This window comes from Microbacterium sp. WCS2018Hpa-9 (genome assembly GCF_031843745.1).
Taxonomy (GTDB): domain Bacteria; phylum Actinomycetota; class Actinomycetes; order Actinomycetales; family Microbacteriaceae; genus Microbacterium.
The window spans coordinates 509,832-530,953 of record NZ_JAVTIY010000003.1; the positions used below are offsets into that span (position 1 = coordinate 509,832).

Here is a 21,122-nt window from a genome sequence, read left to right on the forward strand (position 1 = left end):
CTGCCCGCGGGTATCGCCGTCGCCCGACCTCGGGCATGAGAGAGGAACGCGACCATGACACAGATCCAGGTGGGACCCCCGCCGCCGCGAAGCCATGCGCGGCTGTGGATCTCGACGCTGCTGCTGATCGTGTACTCCGCGTTCGTGCTGCTGGTCACGATGTGGCCGCAGCCTGAGCAGCTCGAGTTCGACAGCATCGCAGGGCGCGTGCTCCGTGCGCTGCACAACCTCGGTGTGCCAGAGCAGTTCGACTACAACGAACTGGAGTTCGTGGCGAACATCGGCATGTTCGTGCCGCTCGGGTTCCTGCTCGGTCTCGCACTCGCCCGCAAGGCGTGGTGGGTCGCGATCTTCCTCCTGCCCGCCTTCTCCGGGGCGATCGAGTTCACGCAGGGCATCGCGCTGGACGAGCGCGTGTCGACCGTGCTCGACGTGCTCGCCAACACGATCGGCGGTTACACCGGTCTGCTGCTGGCGATGATCCTGAGGGCGATGATCCATGCCAGGGACCGCACCATGATCGAACGCGAGCTGTGGGAGCGTCGTGCTGCCGCGGCCGAACTGCAGAGGCAGAACGCGGCGCGTGCGGTCGCTCGTGCGTCGCAGCCGGTGCCGCGCGCGCAGTCGTGGGCCGAGGAGCCCGATCCGGTGACCCGCGTGCTGGACGCTGACTTCTGGGAGACCGGGGACGCGCCAACTGTGCGGCTGGACGACTCGTCTATCGGTCGGAACTGACGCTCATACTTCCGTTCGCGAAAGATAGAGGCCGATGCTCTCGTATGAAAACGTACGGAGCGCCGATCGCGATCCGAAATGGGTGTTGCTTACGCCATCAGTCGTTCCAACAGTGCGCTACTGGCGCGCACATCGACCTCGCCCTCCGAGCCCGCGAGATAGGGGATCTGGGCAGTGGGCTGCGTCTTCACTGAAGAAATTGCTTGCTGGGTAGCAACCAAGGAGGAACCTGTTCGGGCGTCTCCGACCTCAATCACGCGCGCGCCAGGCCGCGAAAAGACACTCAAATGTAGGGCCGAGCCCGACGGTCCTGCAAGAATCGAGGCGGATCTGGCCAGTCGGACCTGCTCTGTCGCCGACAGCGTCTCGGGGAAGACAACGCGAAACCCCGCCCTCTCGAACAGGGCATCGACCTCTTGGGCATTGCGGAACTCACGCCCGGTCACGACTCCGCGCGATGCTTGGTCCTGCTGAAACCGTGTGCGACTGAGGTACACGGGGTGGTCGTCTGACGGGGGAGCACCAATCGTCGCGCGTTCAGCAATGAGATCCCACACCGTCTTCGCGATCGGATCGATGGCGACCTGGTAGTGGTATGCCCGTGCCGGAACTGTCAGCTGTTCAACGGTCACCGGGCGATCATCGATCACCTCCACCCGCCCGCGCGTGCTCAACAGCCCCGCCAGCTCGAACTGCCAATCGTGGGTTCGAAGAGAGTTGAAGCGATGGGCGCAGATGCCGTCGAAGTCCGCGTCGGCACTGGCAAGGGGCCATAGTGTCGGCAAGGTTTCGACAAGAAAGTGACCAAAACCGTGCATCCAGCTCCCGCCGTAAAGCCAGTGTCCCGGGATGGCATGCGCTCGAGCTTCGTGCTTCTCTCGTGCCGAGAGTACGGGAGGGTTGACGGACAACACCATGTCGGCATTCATCCCCCCCTTGCGTTGGGACATCTGAATGAGCCGGCCGCGGTCATCGTAGACGGCGCCTCTGACGAAACTCCGTCGAGGATTCGGGGCATCCCAATACACCGAACCGCTCTCGGCCCGAGACAGAACAGCGGCCGTCACGACCTGCGACGTGACTTGATCGTCGGCCATGCGCGGGAAGGAATAGACCTTCCACATGTCGTCGATTGAGCCATCGGTGTGCATGAGATGCTCGCCTCTCGTGTTAGCCCTGGGTGCCGGTTCCCCTGTGTGAGGCCTTTGCTCGGCATGAGCTCCATGGTCTGGCGGCACTCAAAACGAGTACCCTACCAGCGTCGAAATATCCGATCTGAGCCCTCGATCAACTCGAGAACTGCCGTCCAATCATGTGCGAAGAAGAACTGGCGTCAAGTGAATTCATCCTCACCGCTCGCGACGGGATCTGATTAGACCCAATTTAGTCGTTGAAGCCCGTCTCTCGAGGTGAAAGGCCGTTTGCCCCGAGGAAATCCTGGTATACGGCCTGGTTTACGCGACGAGTGGCGTAGTAGTCGGCCGTATCAGCGTTCAGGATAGCTTCTTCGACAATTGGCAGTGTTATCTCCTGTTCCCGATCGAAGTTGAACGTAGGTATGTGAGCGTAGCGAGCGACCTCCGCGGTTCGAGAGTCGTGCGGAGCCAGCACCGCGGGGACCCCCGAGTTCAGAGCGAGGATAGCGCCGTGGAGCCGCGTTCCGAACTGTCCGGACTTGGTCGCGATCCATCGAGACCAAGAATCGAGCTCGACGAACGCCTGGCCGTGGCGCGCCACGTACGCGCGCGCGTCAGAATCGCTCTTCACTCCGTAAGTGTCAGCGAGCAGCCCGTCCGCCAACTTGTCTAGAGACGCGGCTCCTGCGGCGAGCAACAACGCCTCAAGCTCCTCCGGTTCGGACTGATACAGCATGTCGATGTCATGCTGAGCAGCGAGCCTGAACAACTGCTCGTTGAGTCCGTTGGCCGCGGCAAAGCTCCTTGTAGCCCCATATCGAGTTGATTGAAGTACCAGCCCGTCGCCGTCGCCATCTGACCACGCGACCTGTTTCATGTATGTCGATGGGCAGCCCGTCGTAACGACCTCGCGGAACCCCTGTTTACGTAGCCAATCAGACGTGAAGTCGCCGCGCGTGGAGATCGATGTCGAGCGCTCGGCGACCGCACGCACCAGCCTGAGGGCCGATTCATGGACGCGGACCTCAGCGGAGGGTTCGTTAGAAACCTGCAGCCCGACGCCGATCATGATCACGGGGACCGTGAGTCGCTCTATCCGCTCGACCAGGAACGTCCAATCGCTCGACTCGTTCAACCAGTTCGCTGCAGGGATGACCACCGCATCGAACTCGGAGTTGACGACCTCGGGGTCGAATCCGAACCCAATCGGCTCGACCTGACCTTGAAGCTGACGGAACATCGCCTCAGTGAACATGTAGTTGCCTGTGTTGCGGCCGATGGCGCCGTACAGATCCGGGAACGAGTCCCTCGCGCCAACCGGCAAGCGTCGAGGAATGCTGACCACGCCGATTCGCCGCGAAGTCATCTGGGTAGCAGCAGACTCCACGGCCTGCGTACCTACGGCCAGTGAGTCATCCACGCGAGGTGCGTCATCATGCGCGAGACCGAACTGCTGATAAAGCGTCTGTGCATATCGCGTCGCGATGCCGGTCTCAGCTTCTCCGAGCCGATGACGTCGAATGGTCGATTCCTGAACCGTGCGAATTTCAAGAAGCTGGGCTTCATCGAAGCTGGAGATGGTCACGCTGTGGGCGTGCCGGCGATGTGAGGATAGAGGCGTTGCGGTGAACGCGATGCTGCCTCGCTCAAGCACCCGAAGATACACGAGCCAGTCGCCCGCGTTTCGAAGCGAGATGATGTCTTGATGTGATTCCTGCAGCACGTCGAGGAGCGCCGCCTTGCGGAACGTCACCGCGCTCACGTTGGGAATCGTGTTCTTCACGTACATGCCGGCGCGGATTTCATCCAGTCCGTCCGCAACATACGACATCCGCCATCGCTGATCATCGAGATCCGCGACGTAGGGGAGATAGTCAGGCATGGTGACCCGTCCACGATCGTCTATGGCGCGTGACTGCGCATAGCTGATGACGACGCTTGGATCAGTGAAGGCAGGAATCGTGCTGCTGAGGAATTCGGGGTCAGCGAGATCATCAGCCTCCGCGATCCAGACGAAGTCGCCCTGCGCTGCTTCAACGCCCTTTCGCCACTGTTTGAAGACAGATCCCGAGTTTGAATCGTTCGGCAGGTAGCGGACTCGCATCGGATGCGCCTTCGCATACTGCCGGATGAGCTCATCGCTGAAGTCCGTCGACGAGTCATCCAACACGATCACCTCGAAGATGGGGTGCGTCTGGTTGTCGATCGACTTCAGGCGTTCAGGGAGAATCCGTGCGTAGTTGTAGTTGGGCACGACGACTGACACCCGCGGGTATTTCAAGCCTGCGTAATCGAGCAAGTCGAAGAGGTAGCTATTGAAGTTGAACTCGCTGTTGCGAATCTCGCGACCGAATTCTCCGATCGCGGCGGCTCGCTCTGGATCGCCGAGGATTGCCGCCACCTCGTCAGCCATGGCGGAGGTGTCGAACGCCGGGACCAAGACGCCTGCGCCCCGTCTGAGGAGCTCTTCGTTACCGCAGCTCCCCTCGAACGCAAAAATCGGAACCGCGCTGCCCATGGCCTCAATGACAGTGCTCGGGTAAGGATCCTCCCGCGAAGGCACAAGCATGACTGCCGCAGCGGCATAGTAGTCACGTATCTGGCGGGCGTCGACGAGCCCGGGGAAGTGGACCCGATCGGCGACATCTGCCTGCTCTATGGCTTGAAGAGCCTCGCCGTACGCACCGTCTTGCCCCAAATGCCCGACCCAGATCGCATGTGCTGTGGGGTCGACCGCAAGAACGTTGGCAACGACCTCACCAAAGAGATCGATGCCCTTGCGATGGTCGCCGTACCCTACTGCGAGGATCACGGGAGCGTCAGATGCGATGCCGAGCGCCTCGCGGACAGTGGCTCCATTGGCCCGATCGTCCAGGGCCAGGTACTCGCCCTGGTGTCGGATCACGGAGTTGTCAGGGTGGTCCGAACCTACAAAACCCTGGAAGCGATCTCTGACGAGTTCGGACGGGAACACCGCGACATCAGCGAGCTCTGAAACGTACTGGGCCGATCTGTGGAGCGCCATTTCCCCCAAGACGCCTGGCAGCTCGTGGACGAGTGAGACGACAGAGAAGCCTTCCGCCTTGAGCAGCGGGATGAGTGGCGCGGCGACCGTGGTGTTGACGATCGCAGCACGGGTTCCGCCGCCTGCGATGCTCCGGAGCAGCTTGCGGGTAGTGCGGATATCCCCCGGGGCGACCCCCACAATGTCGACTTGCCCGACCTGACGGAACTCGTTCTCGAGCCGGCCGCCTTCCAGAGCGATGAATCGGACATCGAAACCCGAGTCGCGGTAACCCGCACCCATCGCAAGAGCGAGCCGCTGAGCGCCATGCGGGTGCAGATCGTGCGAGACGATCAGGACGGATGGTCGCTGGGGCGCCTTCTTCACCGCCGGCGTCGCCTGGACCCGCGCGCTGCAGGCAGCGGCGCTGGCCGTGAGAGACGCATCTAGCACGCTGTCGAGGAACGGCACATAGCGCGATCCCGTCATCAGAACGTCTTCATCGTCGAATGCGAGGGCGGCGATAGGGGCCAACGCGCTGAGTCGGGCCGCGAACGCCCCTCCAGTCGCGTACGAGAGAGAGCCGATCTCACCCGGCTCGAGGCCCAGTCTGGTCGCCACCTGACTGGCGTAGGACTCGAGCGAGCCGACTATTTTCTCGCCACCCATTCGAACCAATCCGAGCCGTGAGTCGTGTGCGAAACGCGTGACCAACGGCCTCAGCTCGGTGAGGGGAGGAGCTTCATCGTCGATCCGGTAGACCAGATCGAACCCGGCCGCCGTCATCTCAGGCAGCGCCTGAAGTAGGCCGAGCATCCCGACTCCGTGTGGTGCCCTCACGAGGTGTGTGAAGCCGTCAAGCGGTGTGGGAACGACGGCGGCGTCTTCGTCTGATCCATCGATCAGGACCCAGAGCGAGCCGGACTTCTCGAGTTCCAAGATCCACGCAGGGAGGTCCGCTGGCAATGAAGTGCTCGTGAGGTCCATGACGAACGCGACTTCGGACTCGGCTGTGACAGTCGTGGCCGGAGCGGTTGAGGCAAGAGCAACGCGCACAGATTCCAGCCATGCGTAACCATATGCTTCGTCCGGTTCCAGGTGAGCGCCCTCGCCCCACTCGTTCCATGCATTGACGAAGAGCAGCCCATCGTCATCGGCTTCACGCGTCCGCAACGTCTCACGGATCGCGTTGGCGGTCCAGCGTGTGAACTGTCCAGGTGTACTCCCAGCGAGGATGCCCGCATTCGACCCGCGTCGGGGCGTGTTGTCCCACGACGGATTGACCCCACGAAACACCCGGTGCTCTGAGGGGGGATAGGCGTGGCTGCGCGAGACAAGCTGCGGCCAATCGTACATTCGCCCCGCAAAGCCGCCGTACTTGGGCCGATTCTGGGTGATGTCGGGAGTGGCCATGTTGTTCGGCGCGAACTCCACCGCGGCATCGAATCCGATCGTCTCCGGATCGAGCCGATCGAAGGAAGTCGTGTAAGCGAGATAGATTTCACCGACGCCGTTGTCGCGGCACCATGAGCGCCACCGCTTCGCAGTCGCCGCGATATCCGGCAAAAGGCTTGGCCGATAGACGACGAGAACCGGCTTCCCGTCGATACGGGTATAGCGCGGGTCCCGAAGGTACTCCGCAGCGTGTTCGATGAACGCGAGATCATCTTCCGGGGAGTGGTTCTGGGCGATCAGAACATCGTCTTCCCGCCCGTTCCATCGGCGTGACCAGTTCTCGTTGGCCCAGCACAGCATGAACGGCAAGTCGAGGGACGGGTCTTCCAGCCACTGACGGAGGGGGGTTTCAAGCAAGGTGACGCCGTCGAACCAGTAGAAGTAGAAACAGAAGGCGTCGATTCCGTATCGCTTAGCCAAATCGATCTGCTTGCGTTGCACCTCGCGATCACGTAGATCGTAATAACCAAGCTCACCAGGTACGTGCGGCTGGTAATGGCCGGGGAACTGAGGTTGCGCCGGTATCACCCCAGTCCATTCGGTGAAGCCAGTGCCCCACCAGGCGTCGTTTTCGGGGATCGGATGGAACTGAGGGAGATAAAAAGCGACTACGCGCGCATCCGGGCGCGCGTCCGGGGTAGCGTGCGGGGCCTTGGGGACATGCACGGGGCGATGCGTCGGCTGAGTGTGCTCTGGATCGAGCGTGAAGGGACGATGCTCGGCCTTCCCGGTTCCGCTGTAGTGAAGCAGTGGGTTACGTCCGGCTGCGATGACGTCCGGGTTCCGAGTCGCATACCCGGCCGTACTGAAGTGCGGGCTCGGATCGCGAAGCAAATCGGCTCCGACCTCGAGGTAATGCTCGGCGGGTGTCAATCCCGACGCTGCCACATCGTCGTAGCGCTCGGAGTACCATCCAGCGTCGAACGCATCGAGCCGTTCCAGAGCATGATGCGCCTGGGAGACCACCCGGCCGAACGCCGCTGTGCCATGGTGCGAGGCGCTGACTTTCCGCCCCTCGGCGAGCCCGAACTTCAGATAATGAACGAGCGGGTTCATGCCTCGCGCGCGCACGTCGGGTGCGGCCTCAAGGTATGCGCGGGTGCTGAACTCAGCGCACGGGTCGTTGAGAGCCCACGCCCCGATCTCGAGGAAGTGTGAAAGGGGATCGATATCGGGTGTCCGCTGATCGAGGTAATGCGCGGCATACCAACTCGAATCGAAAAGCGGTGAATTCTCAATCAGTTTGTAATCAGCGCGTTCGGTCACCGGTTGCGCGAGCGCGCTCGGATCGACAGCTCGCCCTTCCCGATGGCCGTAACGGAGATAGTGCACAAGAGGGTTCACGCCAGCTTCTCGAACCGAGCGATGACGCGAGAGGTACATCTGGGTGCTGAACTTAGGGCCTGGGTCGTAGCCGAGTTCCGACCCCACGCGCAGGTAGTGCTCGTGTGGGTCGATCGCACTGAGCTGGACAGCAGGGTAGTTGTCCAGGTACCAGGACGCATCGAACAGATCCGACGACGCGAGAATGTCCCAGCCTTCGGGCTTCCGCTCGTTCCCTACGGGCGTGGGCTGATCGTCGATCGCCGCACCGGAGCGCAGAAAGTGGAGGAGAGGGTTTATGCCGTCTTTGGCGAGTTCCGGATGCCTTTCGAGATATCCCTGCGTGCTGAATCTGGGGCCAGGATCGCGACCCTGCCTCGCGCCGAACTCGAGATAGTGTTTTGCCGGATCAAGCCCGCTCAGCCTCACGTCGGGGTATTGCTCGCGATACCACTTCGGGTCGAACAGGGAAGAGGCACGAAGGGCGGAGGCCGCGGAACGGTCAGCCACGGGCAGCGCTCTTCATCGTCATTTCGCTGAGCATGAGCGTCATCGCCGCCAGCTGCTGGGCAAGCGCCCGTTCACGATCTTCGGCCCTCTCGGCGTTGCGCTGTTCATCGACTGCGCGCGTGGTGAGCTCTGCCACCTGCTGGACGAGCGACTTGTTCTCACGTTGGAGACGGTCAACGCTGGCGAGCTCGGTGCCGAGAAAATCAACCCGATCCGCAAGTTCGCCGCGTGCGCTTTCGGAAGTCGTCAACTCTTCGCGTGTCTTCATGTACCGCCGCGTGAGTTCGGCGATCTCCGACGTGAGCCGTTCGACCTCGGAGATCAACTCGTTCTCACGTGCAGCGCTCGCCCTGACCTGAGAGATGAAAATCTCTGCCTCGAGTTCCTGGGGTGATGACGCATCGATCGATGCGGTATTCCTAGTGAGCTTGCTCATGGGGATTCTCATTCTTCGGGGGAAAAGTCATGGACCCGACCGGTGCGTTGCTGTCTCACGATCGCGTATCAGCCTATCTTGGTGACGGAATCCGCAGCCTCAACGGCTTCGGGTCGGTCGAACGGTCTCCGGCAGCGGCCTCATTGAGTTCTCGTCGACACTGCCGCTTCGAGAAGCGTGCGAGCGCGGGAGTCGAACGAGTGATCCGCGCGGATCCTCGAAGAGATCTCGGACATCTGCTCGCTTGACGGCATCCAGCTTCGATCGGTGACGAGCTCGCGCATTCGCTCCACCGAGTCAGCGATGACCACGGCACCTTCGAAGATCTCCAGACCGTCGATCGCGTCGCTGATCAGCGGTGTTCCGCAGGCCAGAGCATCGAACGTGCGGTTGTTGATGAAGCCCCACTCTGCCATGTCGGAGAAGTGATCGTTGAGAACGATGTTCGCCGACCTGTAGGCGTGCGGCAGGCGATCGGTGTCGAGATACCCGTCGCGCACATAGCGCGCGGGCGCGAACTTGTGCCAGCCGGGGCCCCAGAGGCCCACCGGGGCTTCTGCCTGTACGGCAAATCCGACGATGGCACGTCCGAATTCGTGCCCGTGACTTCCGCCGACGAAGATCAGGTCATCTGGCTCGCTCACTGGCTCGAGGTCCGGCCGGAAGCGTTCGGGCGATGTTGCCTGCAGAAGCGGCTCGATGGTTCGACCGGAGCGTGCCGACATCCAAGCGGCCCACTTCTCCGAGGCGGCGTACACCAGGTCGTATCCGCGGACCTCGTCGACAGTCACCAACTCAGGTCGGCTGATCACCCACAGGATGTTGACGGCCCCGGGCTGCGGAGGAATCGCATGGCGTCCTCGCAGTGTCAGCACGACGTCATCGAGGTAGGAGGTCGACCGCGTCCAGGCTTCATGCCGATCCGTGACCACCTGCTGCCCCTGAGACCGAAGTGCGCGTGCGAGATCGGACGCGAACGGGATGTCGCCCCAGTGATCGCCGCCCCGCGTGCATGGAACGCCGGTCTTAATTGCCCAGCGCAGTTGCACGGGCGATGTCGCGGACGCGGACTCCAGACGACGTGGCTCTCTCAGCAGCACGGGATTGGCGGACGGCTGCCCAGGGCTGAAAGTGGGCGCGAAGCGGGCGACAGTCATACCCAGAGAGCCGTAGCGGTCTCGGTCGTCGGGCGTGCTCTGTCCGCGCCACCGATCGAGATAGGTGCGGCGATTCTGCACCTGTCGGCGTTCCCGATAGGCGCTGGTCCCCGGTGCATGAATCACGATCGCCTGCGGTTCGCAATCGAACCGAGCCGTGGGCTTCTCTTGCTTCGCCCGACGGCAGAAGTCCACGTCTTCGAGCCCGTTCGCATACAGCGGGTCGAAGCCTGAGAGCTCGGCGAAGATCGCGGCGTCGAAAAGGCTGGCGCTGGCGCTGATGGCGGTCAGGTCATCGACCCGTGCGACAGCGGCGTCGTCGATGGTGAGGTTCGCCAGCAGCCCGCTCGGCAGGGGCAGCTCATCGTAGAAGGCATAGCCGGCGTGCTGCACGGTGTAGTCCCGGTTCACCAGGAGAGCTTGGACGCCGGCTGCCCCGACCTCCCTCCGCCTCTTTGACAGCGCCTCGAGCCAACCGTCTCGGGCATCCGCATCAGGGTCGAGGAACGCGACCTGGGCACCCGTGGTGAGGGAGAATCCGTAGTTGGCCGCGAGGGCGAAGTTGTTGTTCGCCGGGAGGCGAACGTATCGGACTCGCGGTTCGCTCATATAACGAAGGGTCAGATGACGACCGACCGCGGCACGTGAACCGTTGTCGATGATGACGACCTCGAGATCGTCATCGAAGGAGTGCAGGAGACGATCGATGGACCGAGCCGCGTGCCCTGCCGATCCGGCGACGACAGTCACGAGACTCGTGCGATCGACGACACGATTTTCGACGGACCGGCGCGCGGCCTCCCAGTCGATGAGGTTGCGCTCAGTGACGACCCACTGCCAATGCTGTGACTCATTCTGAGTGATACGCCCGTCGGCACTTTTGTTGTCGTACTCGCATCCGACGAACGGGAGGTATTCGAGCCGTCCGAGCTTCGCCAGCCGAAGGACGAGGTCGTAGTCCACCCAGCGGCGCAGCGTGACGTCGAAGATGCCGGTCGTCTGCAGGGCCTGTGCTCGGACGACCAGCACGTTCAGGTCGACGGAGTTTCCGAGCTGAAGGTCGGAGAGCTGCGCATCGCCGCCTCGATACGCGACCTCGTCGTCGCCGTGCAATCGCAGTCCTGCATGGGACGCGACGACGTCGGGAGCCGCGTCGAGGGCAGCCAACGACAGTTCGAGGAATCTGCGGGTCCAGCTGTTGTCACTGTCGAGGAACGCGATGAACTCGCCGCGTGCCTGCTCCAGTCCGGTGTTGCGGCTGGCCCCGACGCCCGCGTGGGGCCCTGCGAGAAGGCGCACCCGAGGATCGGTGCGCACATACTCTGCGACGACGTCACGTGTGGTGTCGGTCGACCCATCATCGACGACGATCAACTCGAACTGATCATGAGTCTGCGCGAGGACGGATTCGATCGCCACGGCAACGAGGTCGGCTCGATTCAGAACGGGCATGATCACGGAGACGAGCGCGCGCGAGGGAGCGCCCGCCGAAGTGACGCTCGTGATCCACTGCTGCGTCTCTTTGTGGTCCCATCCCTTGCGTCGAGGAGGTAGCGCGGCAGCCATCTGGTCGCGGTGGGTCTCCGCGAACGCGAGGGCCGCCTTGCGCGCCTCGCCGAAAGTCGGGACGGCGCCTGCGAAGCCCTCGGGCACCGGGAGCAGCTGGTCCGGACGGAGACGGGAGATCAGGTCGAGGGGGTCTTCGTCTGTGAGGCGCGGATCGAACAACGGCCCCCAGGCGTGTGTGCGCGCGTTGGGGCTGCGCAGATAGCTGAGCAGCGTCGCCACGCCGTCTCGAGAGCGGGTGGCATTGCGGATGGTCGAGGGAAAGAACTCGATCTCTATCAGCGGGTGTGGAGACAACCCCGATCCGATGCCGTGAGCGAGATAGTGCTGCATCGCCTGTCGGGGTGTCTGCCCCTTCAGCTGGACGAGCTCCGAGTAGTAGGAATGGTCGAATATCCCGCTCCTGAGCAACGCGCTCGTGCCGTACACGCGGCGTGCCTCGATGTATTGAGCCCGCGCCGTCTTCTTCAATCCTGCTACCGACACTCGCGATTCCCCCTGCTATGGCGTTCTATCTGATGCTATTCGATGTCGTCCGTGCTCACGTCGAGGTGATCGCACGCCGCACACGCTCGGCGGCCGGTCTCAGCCATGGCGCGCGCGCGAGCACAGCCCGCGCCGCCGGGGTCGTCTTTCGCGCTATGCGTCTGACGAGCGCGAACCGTTTGCTCGATTCGGCGCCTTCGCTCTCTCTGCGGACCTTCGCGCTCCGAGAAGGAGCGCGCGTTGCCGCATGCTGCTCGGCGAGCATGATGGACAGGTCCACGATCTGCCGGACGTCGGCGAGAGTCGGTTCGGGTGACAGGTCGGAGGGCAGCGTGCCAGAGACCAGCTCGCGGTACCACGCGCGGAAGTCGTGGGAGAGTTCACGTTCCGACGCGATCAGAGACGCAGCCGACATACGTGCGTAGGAGGATGGATCGGCCGCGATCTCGGCGATACGTCGAGCAAGTGCCCCGGCATCCCCCCAGTTCACTGTCGCGATGCCATCGTTGTCAGCTGTCAGAGCCAACCATGGCAGGTCGTACATCGCTACGGGAAGACCTCGCGACTGCGCCTCGGGGATCGTGAGCGGATAGCCCTCGATGATGCTGGTGTTGACGAAGAGGTCGGACGAGTCGATCGCTGCCGTGAGCGCGTCGCCCCGAAGCGGGCCGATCGCCTTGACGCGCTGAGCGAGTCCGCGCTCCTTTGCCATTGCGTTCAGCTGCGCAGCCGTCATGTCGCGCCAGTCGGGGCCGATGATCCGCAGGCGGAAGTCGATGCCCAGACGATCGAGGTGCTCAGCCACGTCGAGCAACTCGCTCACACGTTTGGTTCGCTCTTGCAGACGCCCCCACCAGACGAGTTCGACTCGCCGCCCCGCAGGAGATCGCCTCGGGGAGGCCACGATGCCTGCATCGAGCAGGTTCGATGACGGCGGATTGGGCAGATAGGACACCCGCGGCATCCCCCGCAACTTCCAGAATGCGACGTCGAGCGGCGAGAGAACGACGAGATGCGAGAGAAGGGAGAAGTAGCGCGGAGCGGATGCGAGACGATCGAGACCGAGCAGCAGCGACCGACCGGCGAAATTGTGCGACCAGCCGATGGTGGCCACACCTTCTGCGCGCGCTGCGAGGGCGAAGGCCTGCCATGACGTCGAGTACTGCCACTGATGATCGATGATCAGATCGACTTCGTGCTGCGCGCAGACCTCGATCCACTGCGCGAGCGCGCTGCCGAGGGTGTCTGTCGACACCTCGGCGAACTGCACGCCGGCCGGAAGGCTCCCGAGGTCGCTGCCCGGCTCGCGCGCGACGACCGTCACCTGGAACCCGGACTCCCGCAGCACACGAGCCTGAGATATCACGACGCCCGAGATACCGCCGGTGCGCAGATGGTTCGTCGCGAGCACGATGCTGTGCACCGGTCGACGTGCAAGGCCGATCGCTTGCCCGTGCGCCGCGAGCGTGTCTATCGCTTGAGGCCAGTGCAATGCAGTGGACTGCACGATGTCGGTGGCGGACGCTCGGGTATAGAGGTCGGCGAACATCGCATCCTGCAGATCGGCGCGGGTGTGCTCCGCCAGATAGTGGGTGGTGTACCCGATGATGGCGCGTCGGACGGACGCGTAGCTCGTGAGCACGAGATCGGAGTCAGCGCTCGTGCTGGCGATCTGTCGAACCGCCGGGTCGATCGAATCGATCGACCGGATGGCGCCGGCATAGAAAGAAGCGGTGCTGAGGTCGCGCACCTTCTGACCGCTTCCACCACGCCCGAAGTGATAGCGATACAGGCGGTCGGGGATCGACTCGAGGCTCGTGGCGAGCGCTCCGGCGAGAAACGAGATCGGCAGGTCGTTGACCCTCGGCAGCACCAGGTCTGCGGGCATGAGGGCATACGCGTCGGTGAGGAGCCGCGTTCGGAACAGGTACCGCCACAGCTGCCCCTGGGCGGGACGATCGATCGGGAACATCTTGCGCAGCACATCGCTCCCCGCGAGCGACGGGTGCTTCGGTTGCAGGCGCGACTCGAACCGTCCTCCCGTGCGCCCGTCGAGTTGCACGACCTCGATGCCGAATTGCACGAGATCCGCGCCGGTCGCCGTCGCTTTCTCGAGCGCCGCTTCTGCGGCCGTCTCGGTGAGCTCGTCGTCGCCGTCGAGGAACAGGAGGTGGTCTGCTCGTGCAGCGAGGATGCCGATGCGCCGAGCCTGGTAGGCCGATGCATTCTGCTCTTGTCGGATGAGTCGGACGCGCGGATCCCGCGCGCTGTAGGTCTCGACGATCGCGGCGGTGTCATCGGTCGAGGCATCGTCGACCACGATGATCTCGATCGACGCGAGGGTCTGTCGAAGGCAGCTGTCGAGCGCGCTGGCGATCACGTTCGCGTCGTTGAAGACAGGGACGACGATAGAGACGAGTGGGGTGGCGTGCATGTGATCTCTCGCTATCGGCGCAGCAGCACGCGCTTGAATCTGTTCGCCGCCGGTCGCAGCCATGGGGCTGCATCGATGACGCGACGGCCGATGGGGGCCAGCTTGCGCTCGATGCGAACGCCGAGGCCAGGCTGCCGCGATCGAGGGTCGAGAGCTGCGGGGACGGTGGTCGTCGACCCTGCGCGTGCGGGCCGCGGGGGCGGGGTGCTCCGCTCGGCGAAGAAGACGAGCAGCTCGAGCACCTTGCGTCCGTCCTCGAGCGTCGGCTCGGGGGAGTGCTCCGACGGGATATCCCCGTGCAGCAGCTCCTGGTAGAGCTGAGCGAAATCGTGCGAGGTCGCATCGGCAGCAGCTGCGATCGAGGCGCGCGACATCGTCTCGTAGCGCATCGGATCGGCGGCGAGCTCGGCGATCGCCCCGGCCAGAGTCTCAGGATCCTGCTGGGGAGTCGTGATGACCCCGTCATTGGCCTGGATGAGGGACAGCCACGGCAGGTCGTACATCACGACGGGAAGCCCGCGCGACTGCGCCTCGGGCAGGGTCAGCGGGTATCCCTCGATGATGCTCGTGTTGATGAAGACATCAGACGAGTCGATCACTTCGAGCAGATCGGAGCCGTGCCGCGGGCCCGTGGCGTCGACACGCTCGGCAACGCCCCGGGTCGCGGCGAGAGCCCGCAGGCTATCCGCACTCATGTCGGTCCAATCTGGACCGACGATCCGCAAGCGGAAGTCGACCCCGAGCCGCTGCAGTGCGGCGGCGACCTCCACGAGCTGCGAGACCTTCTTGGTGTGCTCCTCGAGCCGACCCCACCAGACTAGTTCGATGCGCCGCCCCTGCGGTGCCTGCCTCACGTCGCGCACGTCACTCGCGCCGAGGAGCAACGGCGATGGCGGATTCGGGAGGTAGCTGACATGCCGGATGCCACGCAGCTTCCAGAACGCCACGTCCAGCGGCGAGAGCACCACCAGGTGAGCGAGTGCGCCCAGGTGGGTCTGCAGCAGGGTCTGCAGGTCGTTTCCGTTGTATGTGGGTCGGCCGGCGAAGTTGTGGATCCAGCCGATGGTCGCCGCACCCGCCGTACGAGCCGCAAGCGCGAACGATGGCCAATCGCGGGAATACAGGATGCGGTGATCGATGACGACATCGACGTCATGACGGCGGCAGAGCTGTGCCCACTGCACCACGCGCTGACGACGGCTCGTGCCGGTCAGCTGCACGAGTGTCGCGCCCTCGGGCACGAGTGACTCTGCGCTCCCCGGACGATGTGTCACGATCGTCACGTGGTGACCCGCCGCGATCAAGAACCGCGCCTGCGTGAGCAGCACTCCCGAGACGCCGCCCGTGGTGAGCACATTGGTTGTGAGCAGCACGCTGCGCACCGGAGCTCCGCCGAGTTCCCGACGCTCGCCATGAGCGACGAGCGCCGCGATCGCGTCGGGAGCGAATGTCACGGCGGCCGAGATGAGGTCGAGGCCGTCTACGCGGGCCCGTAGGCCGTCGCGTCCCTGAGCACGCATCTCCGGCGGGAGAGCGGCGAAGACGTCGAGTGCCTCGCTGATCGTGGTGAGGTAGCCCGAGGTGTAGCCGTCTAGCAGCGGCTCGGGGTCGGAGCTGCGGCGCGCATGCCCGCGGACGATTCCGTCGATGGCGCGGAAGGCCGTGACACGGTCCAGCGCTCGGCAGAGACGCTCCAGGTCGGCCGGGGCGTCGCGCTGCGACGGCCGGCAGAAGTACTCCACGGTGCTGACGGCCGCGTACGAGGTGGCGGATGCGTAGGCGAGCAGCACGACCGCCCGGTCATCGATGAGGTGATCGTGGGCGACGCTCGAGTCCGCGTAGGCCTGCCGCAGCAGGTGCGTCTGAAACAGGTGGCGTGTGACGCGCAGCTCGGCCGCCGTCTCTCGCGGGGCGAGCGCGCGAACGATGTCGGCTCCGTGGAGGGGGCCGGCCTCAGGGGCGTATTTGCGGCCTTTGCGGTCAGCCGCAGTCTCCTGGACGGCGAATCCGACGAGCTGTGCCTGCGACTCCGAGGCCCGACGATGAAGTCGCGTCGCAGCGCCACGAGGCACCGTGTCTCCGGCTTCGAGCAGCAGCACGAACGGCGCGTTCGCAGCCTCGACGCCCGACCGTCGCAACTTCGCCGGAGTCACATCTGCGGGCTGAGTGACGGTGACCACGCGTGGGTCGCCCGAGAATTCGGCTGCGACAGCGTCGACCTGACCGCGAAGAACGCACACGACCTCGATCTGGGTGAGCGACTGCGCGAGGCACGACCGAAGGCTGCGATCGACCGCGTCTGCGTCGTCATCCGCAGTGATGATGAACGAGATGAGGGGAGTCGAAGGCATCGTCATATGGGTAGGTTCGTGTCAGCGTGCTGCCGCGGCGGCGCGATACACGTCGTGGTACTGCTCGCTCACCACGTTGGGTGCGCGTGAATCGAGATTCGGCCGGCCGGTCGGCGGGTCCTGTCTCAACGCGGCGAGTGCCGTCTCGAGTGCCTGGGCTGTCACAGGGCCGGTGTGGCGCCGCACCCAGGAGGAGCCGACTTCGTCGGCCAGCGACCGCGTCTGCGCCGTGTCCTCGACGAGCACGGGCCGATCCAGCGAGAGAGCGAGCATGAGGATGCTCATCGACTCGTATGTCTCGGGCGCAGTGACGAGCACGACCTCTGCCTGGCTGACCTCTGAGACGCATGCCGCGTCGGAGAGCAGCTCGTTGCGCAGCGCCATCGCGTCGGTGTGATCCGCGAGGGTTCGCGCATACGACTCCTCGAGTTCGACCGGCACCTTGCCCGCGATGCGCAGCGTCCAATCGGGCAGTTCGGCGACGCCGAACACATTCAAGACCGCTTGGTACGACGGATGCAGTGTGCTGACCGCAGTGATCAGCACGCGCCCCGCCACGGACTGCTCCTGAGGGAAGCCGAGGAACCGATCGCGAAGGTGACTGTGGCCGACCACGTGAGTCTGTCGCCCGTCTGCCGCTGCAGCGGGGTAGAGGGAGATCACCGTGGTCGCGGCCTCGTCGACGATGGCAGCAGCCCGGGAGGTGCCACGACTCGCTTCCTCGCCTTGGACGGTGCGCACGAGCGCGATTCGGCGGCGTCGGAGCAGTCTCACGAAGCGCTTCGCACGCCGTGTACGCTCACGGTCATGACCGGGATGGTCGCCGAAGACTGTTGATATGTCGGTCAGATGGATCACATCCACGCCGTGCACCCGAAACGGGTCTGTGCGGAACTCCAGTGCGACGCCTCCAGGGGCCCGGCCCTCGGAGTCGTCGCCGACGAGCTGATCGACGTAGTCGATGCGATATCGCGGGGGGCGTGAGGTGACGAGGACCGTCGGAACGGAAGCCTCGATCGCGCCCTGTTCAGCCGCTGCCCCGGTCCTGGGGAGGGGCACGGAGAACACACAGCCACCATATAGTGGGGTGCAGTGATTGTGAAACCGACTCAGCATGTCTTCGCCCATCTCAGCGGGCAGGACGACAACCTCGGCGACTCTGCTCTGCGGCTCGCATATCTCGCCTCGCTGCGCGGCCCGGGGCGGCATGTGCATCTTCACCTCGGGGAAGCGACGAGCGACTTCATGGCGGGGTTCGCACCCGCGCCCGACATGACCATCTACAGCGCTAGAACGGATTGGTCCGCCGCCGAGGCCATGACGGCTCGCCCGGTGCTTGCGTTCAACGCGGGTGAGATCAACCCGCGGACGGGCTACTTTCCTGTTCCGGCACGTGCTGCCGAGTGCGAGCGCGCGCTCGGCGCGGGAGGGACGCTGATCTTCGCGGGCATCGGCATCAAGAACGTCGACAAGCTGCAGGGTGTCGCCTTCGACCCGGTCATGCGTGAGGCCTCGGTGATGTCGTGGCGGGACCAAGGGTCTCGCGACGCTGCCGGCTTCGGCGATGTCGCGCCGGATTGGGCGTACTCAGAGGGCGCGCCTGTCGACGACTGGTCGCCGCCAGCGGAGCGGCCGCTCACCGCGGTGACGATGCGCTTCGACCGCGCCTGGCCGGGGGAGGAGTGGCTCGCGGACGTGCGTGCGTTCGCGGCTGCGACGCAGACCCGGATCGTCACCGTCGCGCAGGTGGCGCGTGACGCTCCGCGAGCGGTTCACCTCGCGCGCGCTCTCGGCGGCGAGTACGTGATGCCCTCGAGCATGCGGCACGACGTGCTCGACGACTACGTGCGCGCCGTGTACCGGCAGTCGCTCGCCGTCGTCAGCGACCGGGCACATGGCCTCATCATCGGCGCGACCGAGGGCGCGTATCCGATCGGCTCGGGAAGCGACCCGAACAAGATCTCGCGTCTGCTGGCAGCCGTCGGACTCGGCGACCTCGTCGGGCGATACGATCAGTTCGGCGACTTCGCCTCGCGGTTCGAGACGCAGTTGCCCACGCTTGCACCGGCGGTGAACGTCGCCCGCGCCGAGATCGCGGACCTCACCGCGCGAATCCACGCTGCGATGGATGCCGTGGCTTGACGCCGGACTCGAGATCTCAGCGCGCGCCGAGCCATCCCTTCGCGCGATGTGCGAGCGGCTGCAGCCCTGGGACGCGGCGCAGTGTCGCACGGCCGAGCGGCGCTGCGGACTGCCACAGGCGCGTGCCCCACGTCGCAGAGTCGGTGGATGCGACGGCGCGACCCTCTGCGCGCTGGGCGAAGAACACCAGCAGACCGAGCAGTTGCCGGGCATCGTCGAGCGTCGGGGGCGGTGAGAACCTCGGCGGCAGCGCGCCGGTGACCACGTCGCGATAGAGCTGAGCGAAGTCGTCCTCGCGGGCCCGTGACGCAGCGTCCAACGAGGCCAGCGATAGCTGCGCATAGTGCTCGGGATCCGCGAGCGTCTCGGCGAGTCGGGAGGCGAGCCCCCGCGCGTCGCCCTGCGGAACAGCGACGACTCCGTGGTTCTCCTGCACGAGCGTGAGCCAGGGCAGCTCGTACATGAAGACCGGCAGCCCCCGAGCCTGCGCCTCGGCGATCGTGAGCTGGTATCCCTCGATGATGCTCGTCGAGATGAAGGCATCCGCCGAGTCGATCGCGGCGACCAGGGCAGCCCCTCGCAGAGGCCCGACGGCGGTGACAGCGTCGCCGACGCCCCGCCGCCGTGCGAGCGCGTTGAGCTTCTTGGCGGTGACGTCATCCCAGTCGGGGCCGATGATCGTGAGGTCGAACGGCACCCCCAGAGCACGCAGCTGCACACCCACCTCGACGAGCTCACGCACCTGTTTGGTGCGCTGCTCGAGTCGACCCCACCACACCAGTTCGAGCCGCCCCGACGGCGAGGGCTTCGCACTGGGGCGAGCCGCCGACTCGAGCATCAGAGGCGAGGGGGGATTGGGCAGGTAGGCCACGTGCTCGATGCCGCGCAGCCGGAAGTAGGCGACGTCGAGCGGCGACAGCGTGACGAGCTGGGCGAGCGTCGGGCTGCACCGCTCGATGATTGTCAGACGGTCGTTGCCGTCGTAGACGGGCCGGGCGACGAAGTTGTGCAGCCAGCCGATCGTCGCCGCACCTTCGGCTCGTGCCATGAGCGCGAACTCCGGCCAGGTGTCGGTGTAGAGCACCTGATGGTCGATGACCACGTCGATCTCGTGCGCGCGGCAGATCTCGGCCCACTGCGCGAGCTGGGCCGGTAGCGCGCGTGAGGCCAGCTCGATGAACGGGATGCCGTCGGGCAGCGCGGTCGCGTCGCTCCCGCCGTTGCGCGCGACGACGGTGACACGGTAACCCGCCTCGTGCAGGTAACGCGCCTGCGAAGTGAGCACTGCGGAGACGCCCCCGGTGCGCAGCGTCGACGTGACGAGCAGGATGCTGCGCGCCGGACGCTCGGGCAGGCCCTGCCACGTCGAGCGGAACTTCAGCGCCTTGAGCGTCGCCGGGTAGAACCGCGCAGCCGCATGCACGATGTCGTGCCCGCCGGCGACGGTGTGCAGATGCGCGAGAGCGCTGTCGAGCACGGCATCATCGCTGTGCTCGACGAGCTGAAAGCACACGTACCCGATGATCGACAGGCGCACCGACGCGTAGGTGTCGCGGACCAGGCCAGGGTCGGCATGAGACGCGGCGAGTGCCTCGACGGCGGGGCCGATCGCATCGACCGAGGTGATCGCCCCTGTATAGAACTGTGCGCGTTCGACGGTGTCGACACGGTGCCCGCTGCCGCCGCGCCCGAAGTGGTAGCGGTAGAGCTTGTCGGGAACGGCGGCATAGCTCGTCGCGATCGCCGCCGCGAGGAAGAGCAGCGGAAGATCGTTGACGCGGGCCAGCGAGAGGTCGTCGGCGACCAGTGAGTAGGCCTCGCGCAGCACGCTCGTGCGGAAGAGGAATCGCCAGAGCTGGCCCTGTGCCGGCTTGCCGACGGGAAAGAGCCCGGTCAGCACCTCATGGCCGGCCAGCGGGTGCTGCGGCGGCTGCAGTCGCACCTCGTAGGGACTGCCGGTGCGACCGTCGCGCTCGACCACTGTGACGCCGAAGCCGACGATGTCGGCATTCGTCGTCTCGGCAGCAGTGATCGCGGTCGCCGCGGCATCGGGCGTCAGCTCGTCGTCGCCGTCGAGGAACATCACGCGATCGGCGCTCGCCGCGAGTACCCCGGTGCGTCGAGCCTGGAATGCAGACAGGTTGCGCTCATGGCGCACGACCCGCACGCGCGGGTCGCGCTGCCGGAATCGCTCGAGCACCGCGGCGGTACCGTCGGTCGACGCGTCGTCGACGCAGACGATCTCGATGTCGACAAGACTCTGCGCGAGGGCGCTCTCGAGAGCCGTCGCGACAGTCGCGTCGTCACCCGAGACCGGCATGACGATGGTGAGCAGAGGGCGCAGTGTCATCGCGGACGAGTCTATCCGCGGGCCGGGATAGCCTGAG

At 64.9% G+C, this 21,122-nt stretch carries 10 protein-coding genes; 2 read left to right on the top strand and 8 right to left on the bottom strand.

From position 1 onward, the window contains the following. Window positions 1-54 precede the first annotated feature (54 nt). Window positions 55-735, top strand: a complete 681-nt coding sequence (locus RQG82_RS09150; protein ID WP_311258777.1) for a VanZ family protein — start codon at window positions 55-57, stop codon at window positions 733-735. Window positions 736-824: 89 nt separating this feature from the next. On the opposite strand, the gene RQG82_RS09155 is transcribed toward RQG82_RS09150, so the two are convergent. The 7 genes from RQG82_RS09155 to RQG82_RS09185 all read right to left on the bottom strand — a co-directional run bounded on the left by RQG82_RS09155 (window position 825) and on the right by RQG82_RS09185 (window position 17,652). Next, window positions 825-1,886, bottom strand: coding sequence for a glycosyltransferase 61 family protein (locus RQG82_RS09155; RefSeq protein ID WP_311258778.1), 1,062 nt, complete (start codon window positions 1,884-1,886; stop codon window positions 825-827). 232 nt (window positions 1,887-2,118) lie between these two features. Beyond that, window positions 2,119-8,163 (bottom strand): glycoside hydrolase family 99-like domain-containing protein, encoded by a 6,045-nt coding sequence (locus RQG82_RS09160; RefSeq protein WP_311258779.1) that lies wholly within the window; start codon window positions 8,161-8,163, stop codon window positions 2,119-2,121. Next, window positions 8,156-8,599 carry a hypothetical protein gene (locus RQG82_RS09165; RefSeq protein WP_311258780.1) on the bottom strand — a complete coding sequence of 148 codons (444 nt, stop codon included), beginning with the start codon at window positions 8,597-8,599 and terminating at the stop codon, window positions 8,156-8,158. The genes RQG82_RS09160 and RQG82_RS09165 overlap by 8 nt, the downstream gene beginning before the upstream one ends. A gap of 140 nt (window positions 8,600-8,739) precedes the next feature. Next, window positions 8,740-11,808, bottom strand: coding sequence for a glycosyltransferase (locus tag RQG82_RS09170; protein WP_311258781.1), 3,069 nt, complete (start codon window positions 11,806-11,808; stop codon window positions 8,740-8,742). 55 nt (window positions 11,809-11,863) lie between these two features. After that, a complete protein-coding gene (locus RQG82_RS09175; RefSeq protein ID WP_311258782.1) occupies window positions 11,864-14,242 on the bottom strand; it encodes a glycosyltransferase in 2,379 nt (792 codons plus the stop codon). An 11-nt stretch (window positions 14,243-14,253) separates the two neighbouring features. Next, window positions 14,254-16,593 (bottom strand): glycosyltransferase, encoded by a 2,340-nt coding sequence (locus RQG82_RS09180; RefSeq protein ID WP_311258783.1) that lies wholly within the window; start codon window positions 16,591-16,593, stop codon window positions 14,254-14,256. Window positions 16,594-16,614: 21 nt separating this feature from the next. Further along, complete coding sequence (locus RQG82_RS09185; RefSeq protein ID WP_311258784.1) at window positions 16,615-17,652, bottom strand: hypothetical protein; 1,038 nt, start codon at window positions 17,650-17,652, stop codon at window positions 16,615-16,617. A gap of 33 nt (window positions 17,653-17,685) precedes the next feature. Here RQG82_RS09185 and RQG82_RS09190 point away from each other — a divergent pair, with 33 nt between their 5' ends. Continuing rightward, on the top strand, window positions 17,686-18,735 hold the full coding sequence (locus tag RQG82_RS09190; protein WP_311258785.1) for a hypothetical protein: 1,050 nt from the start codon (window positions 17,686-17,688) through the stop codon (window positions 18,733-18,735). 16 nt (window positions 18,736-18,751) lie between these two features. Here the strand turns inward: RQG82_RS09190 and RQG82_RS09195 are convergent, their stop codons facing one another. Further along, the gene (locus RQG82_RS09195) at window positions 18,752-21,085 is read right to left on the bottom strand and encodes a glycosyltransferase (protein WP_311258786.1); all 2,334 of its coding nucleotides are present in this window, start codon (window positions 21,083-21,085) and stop codon (window positions 18,752-18,754) included. Between the last annotated feature and the right edge of the window lie 37 nt (window positions 21,086-21,122).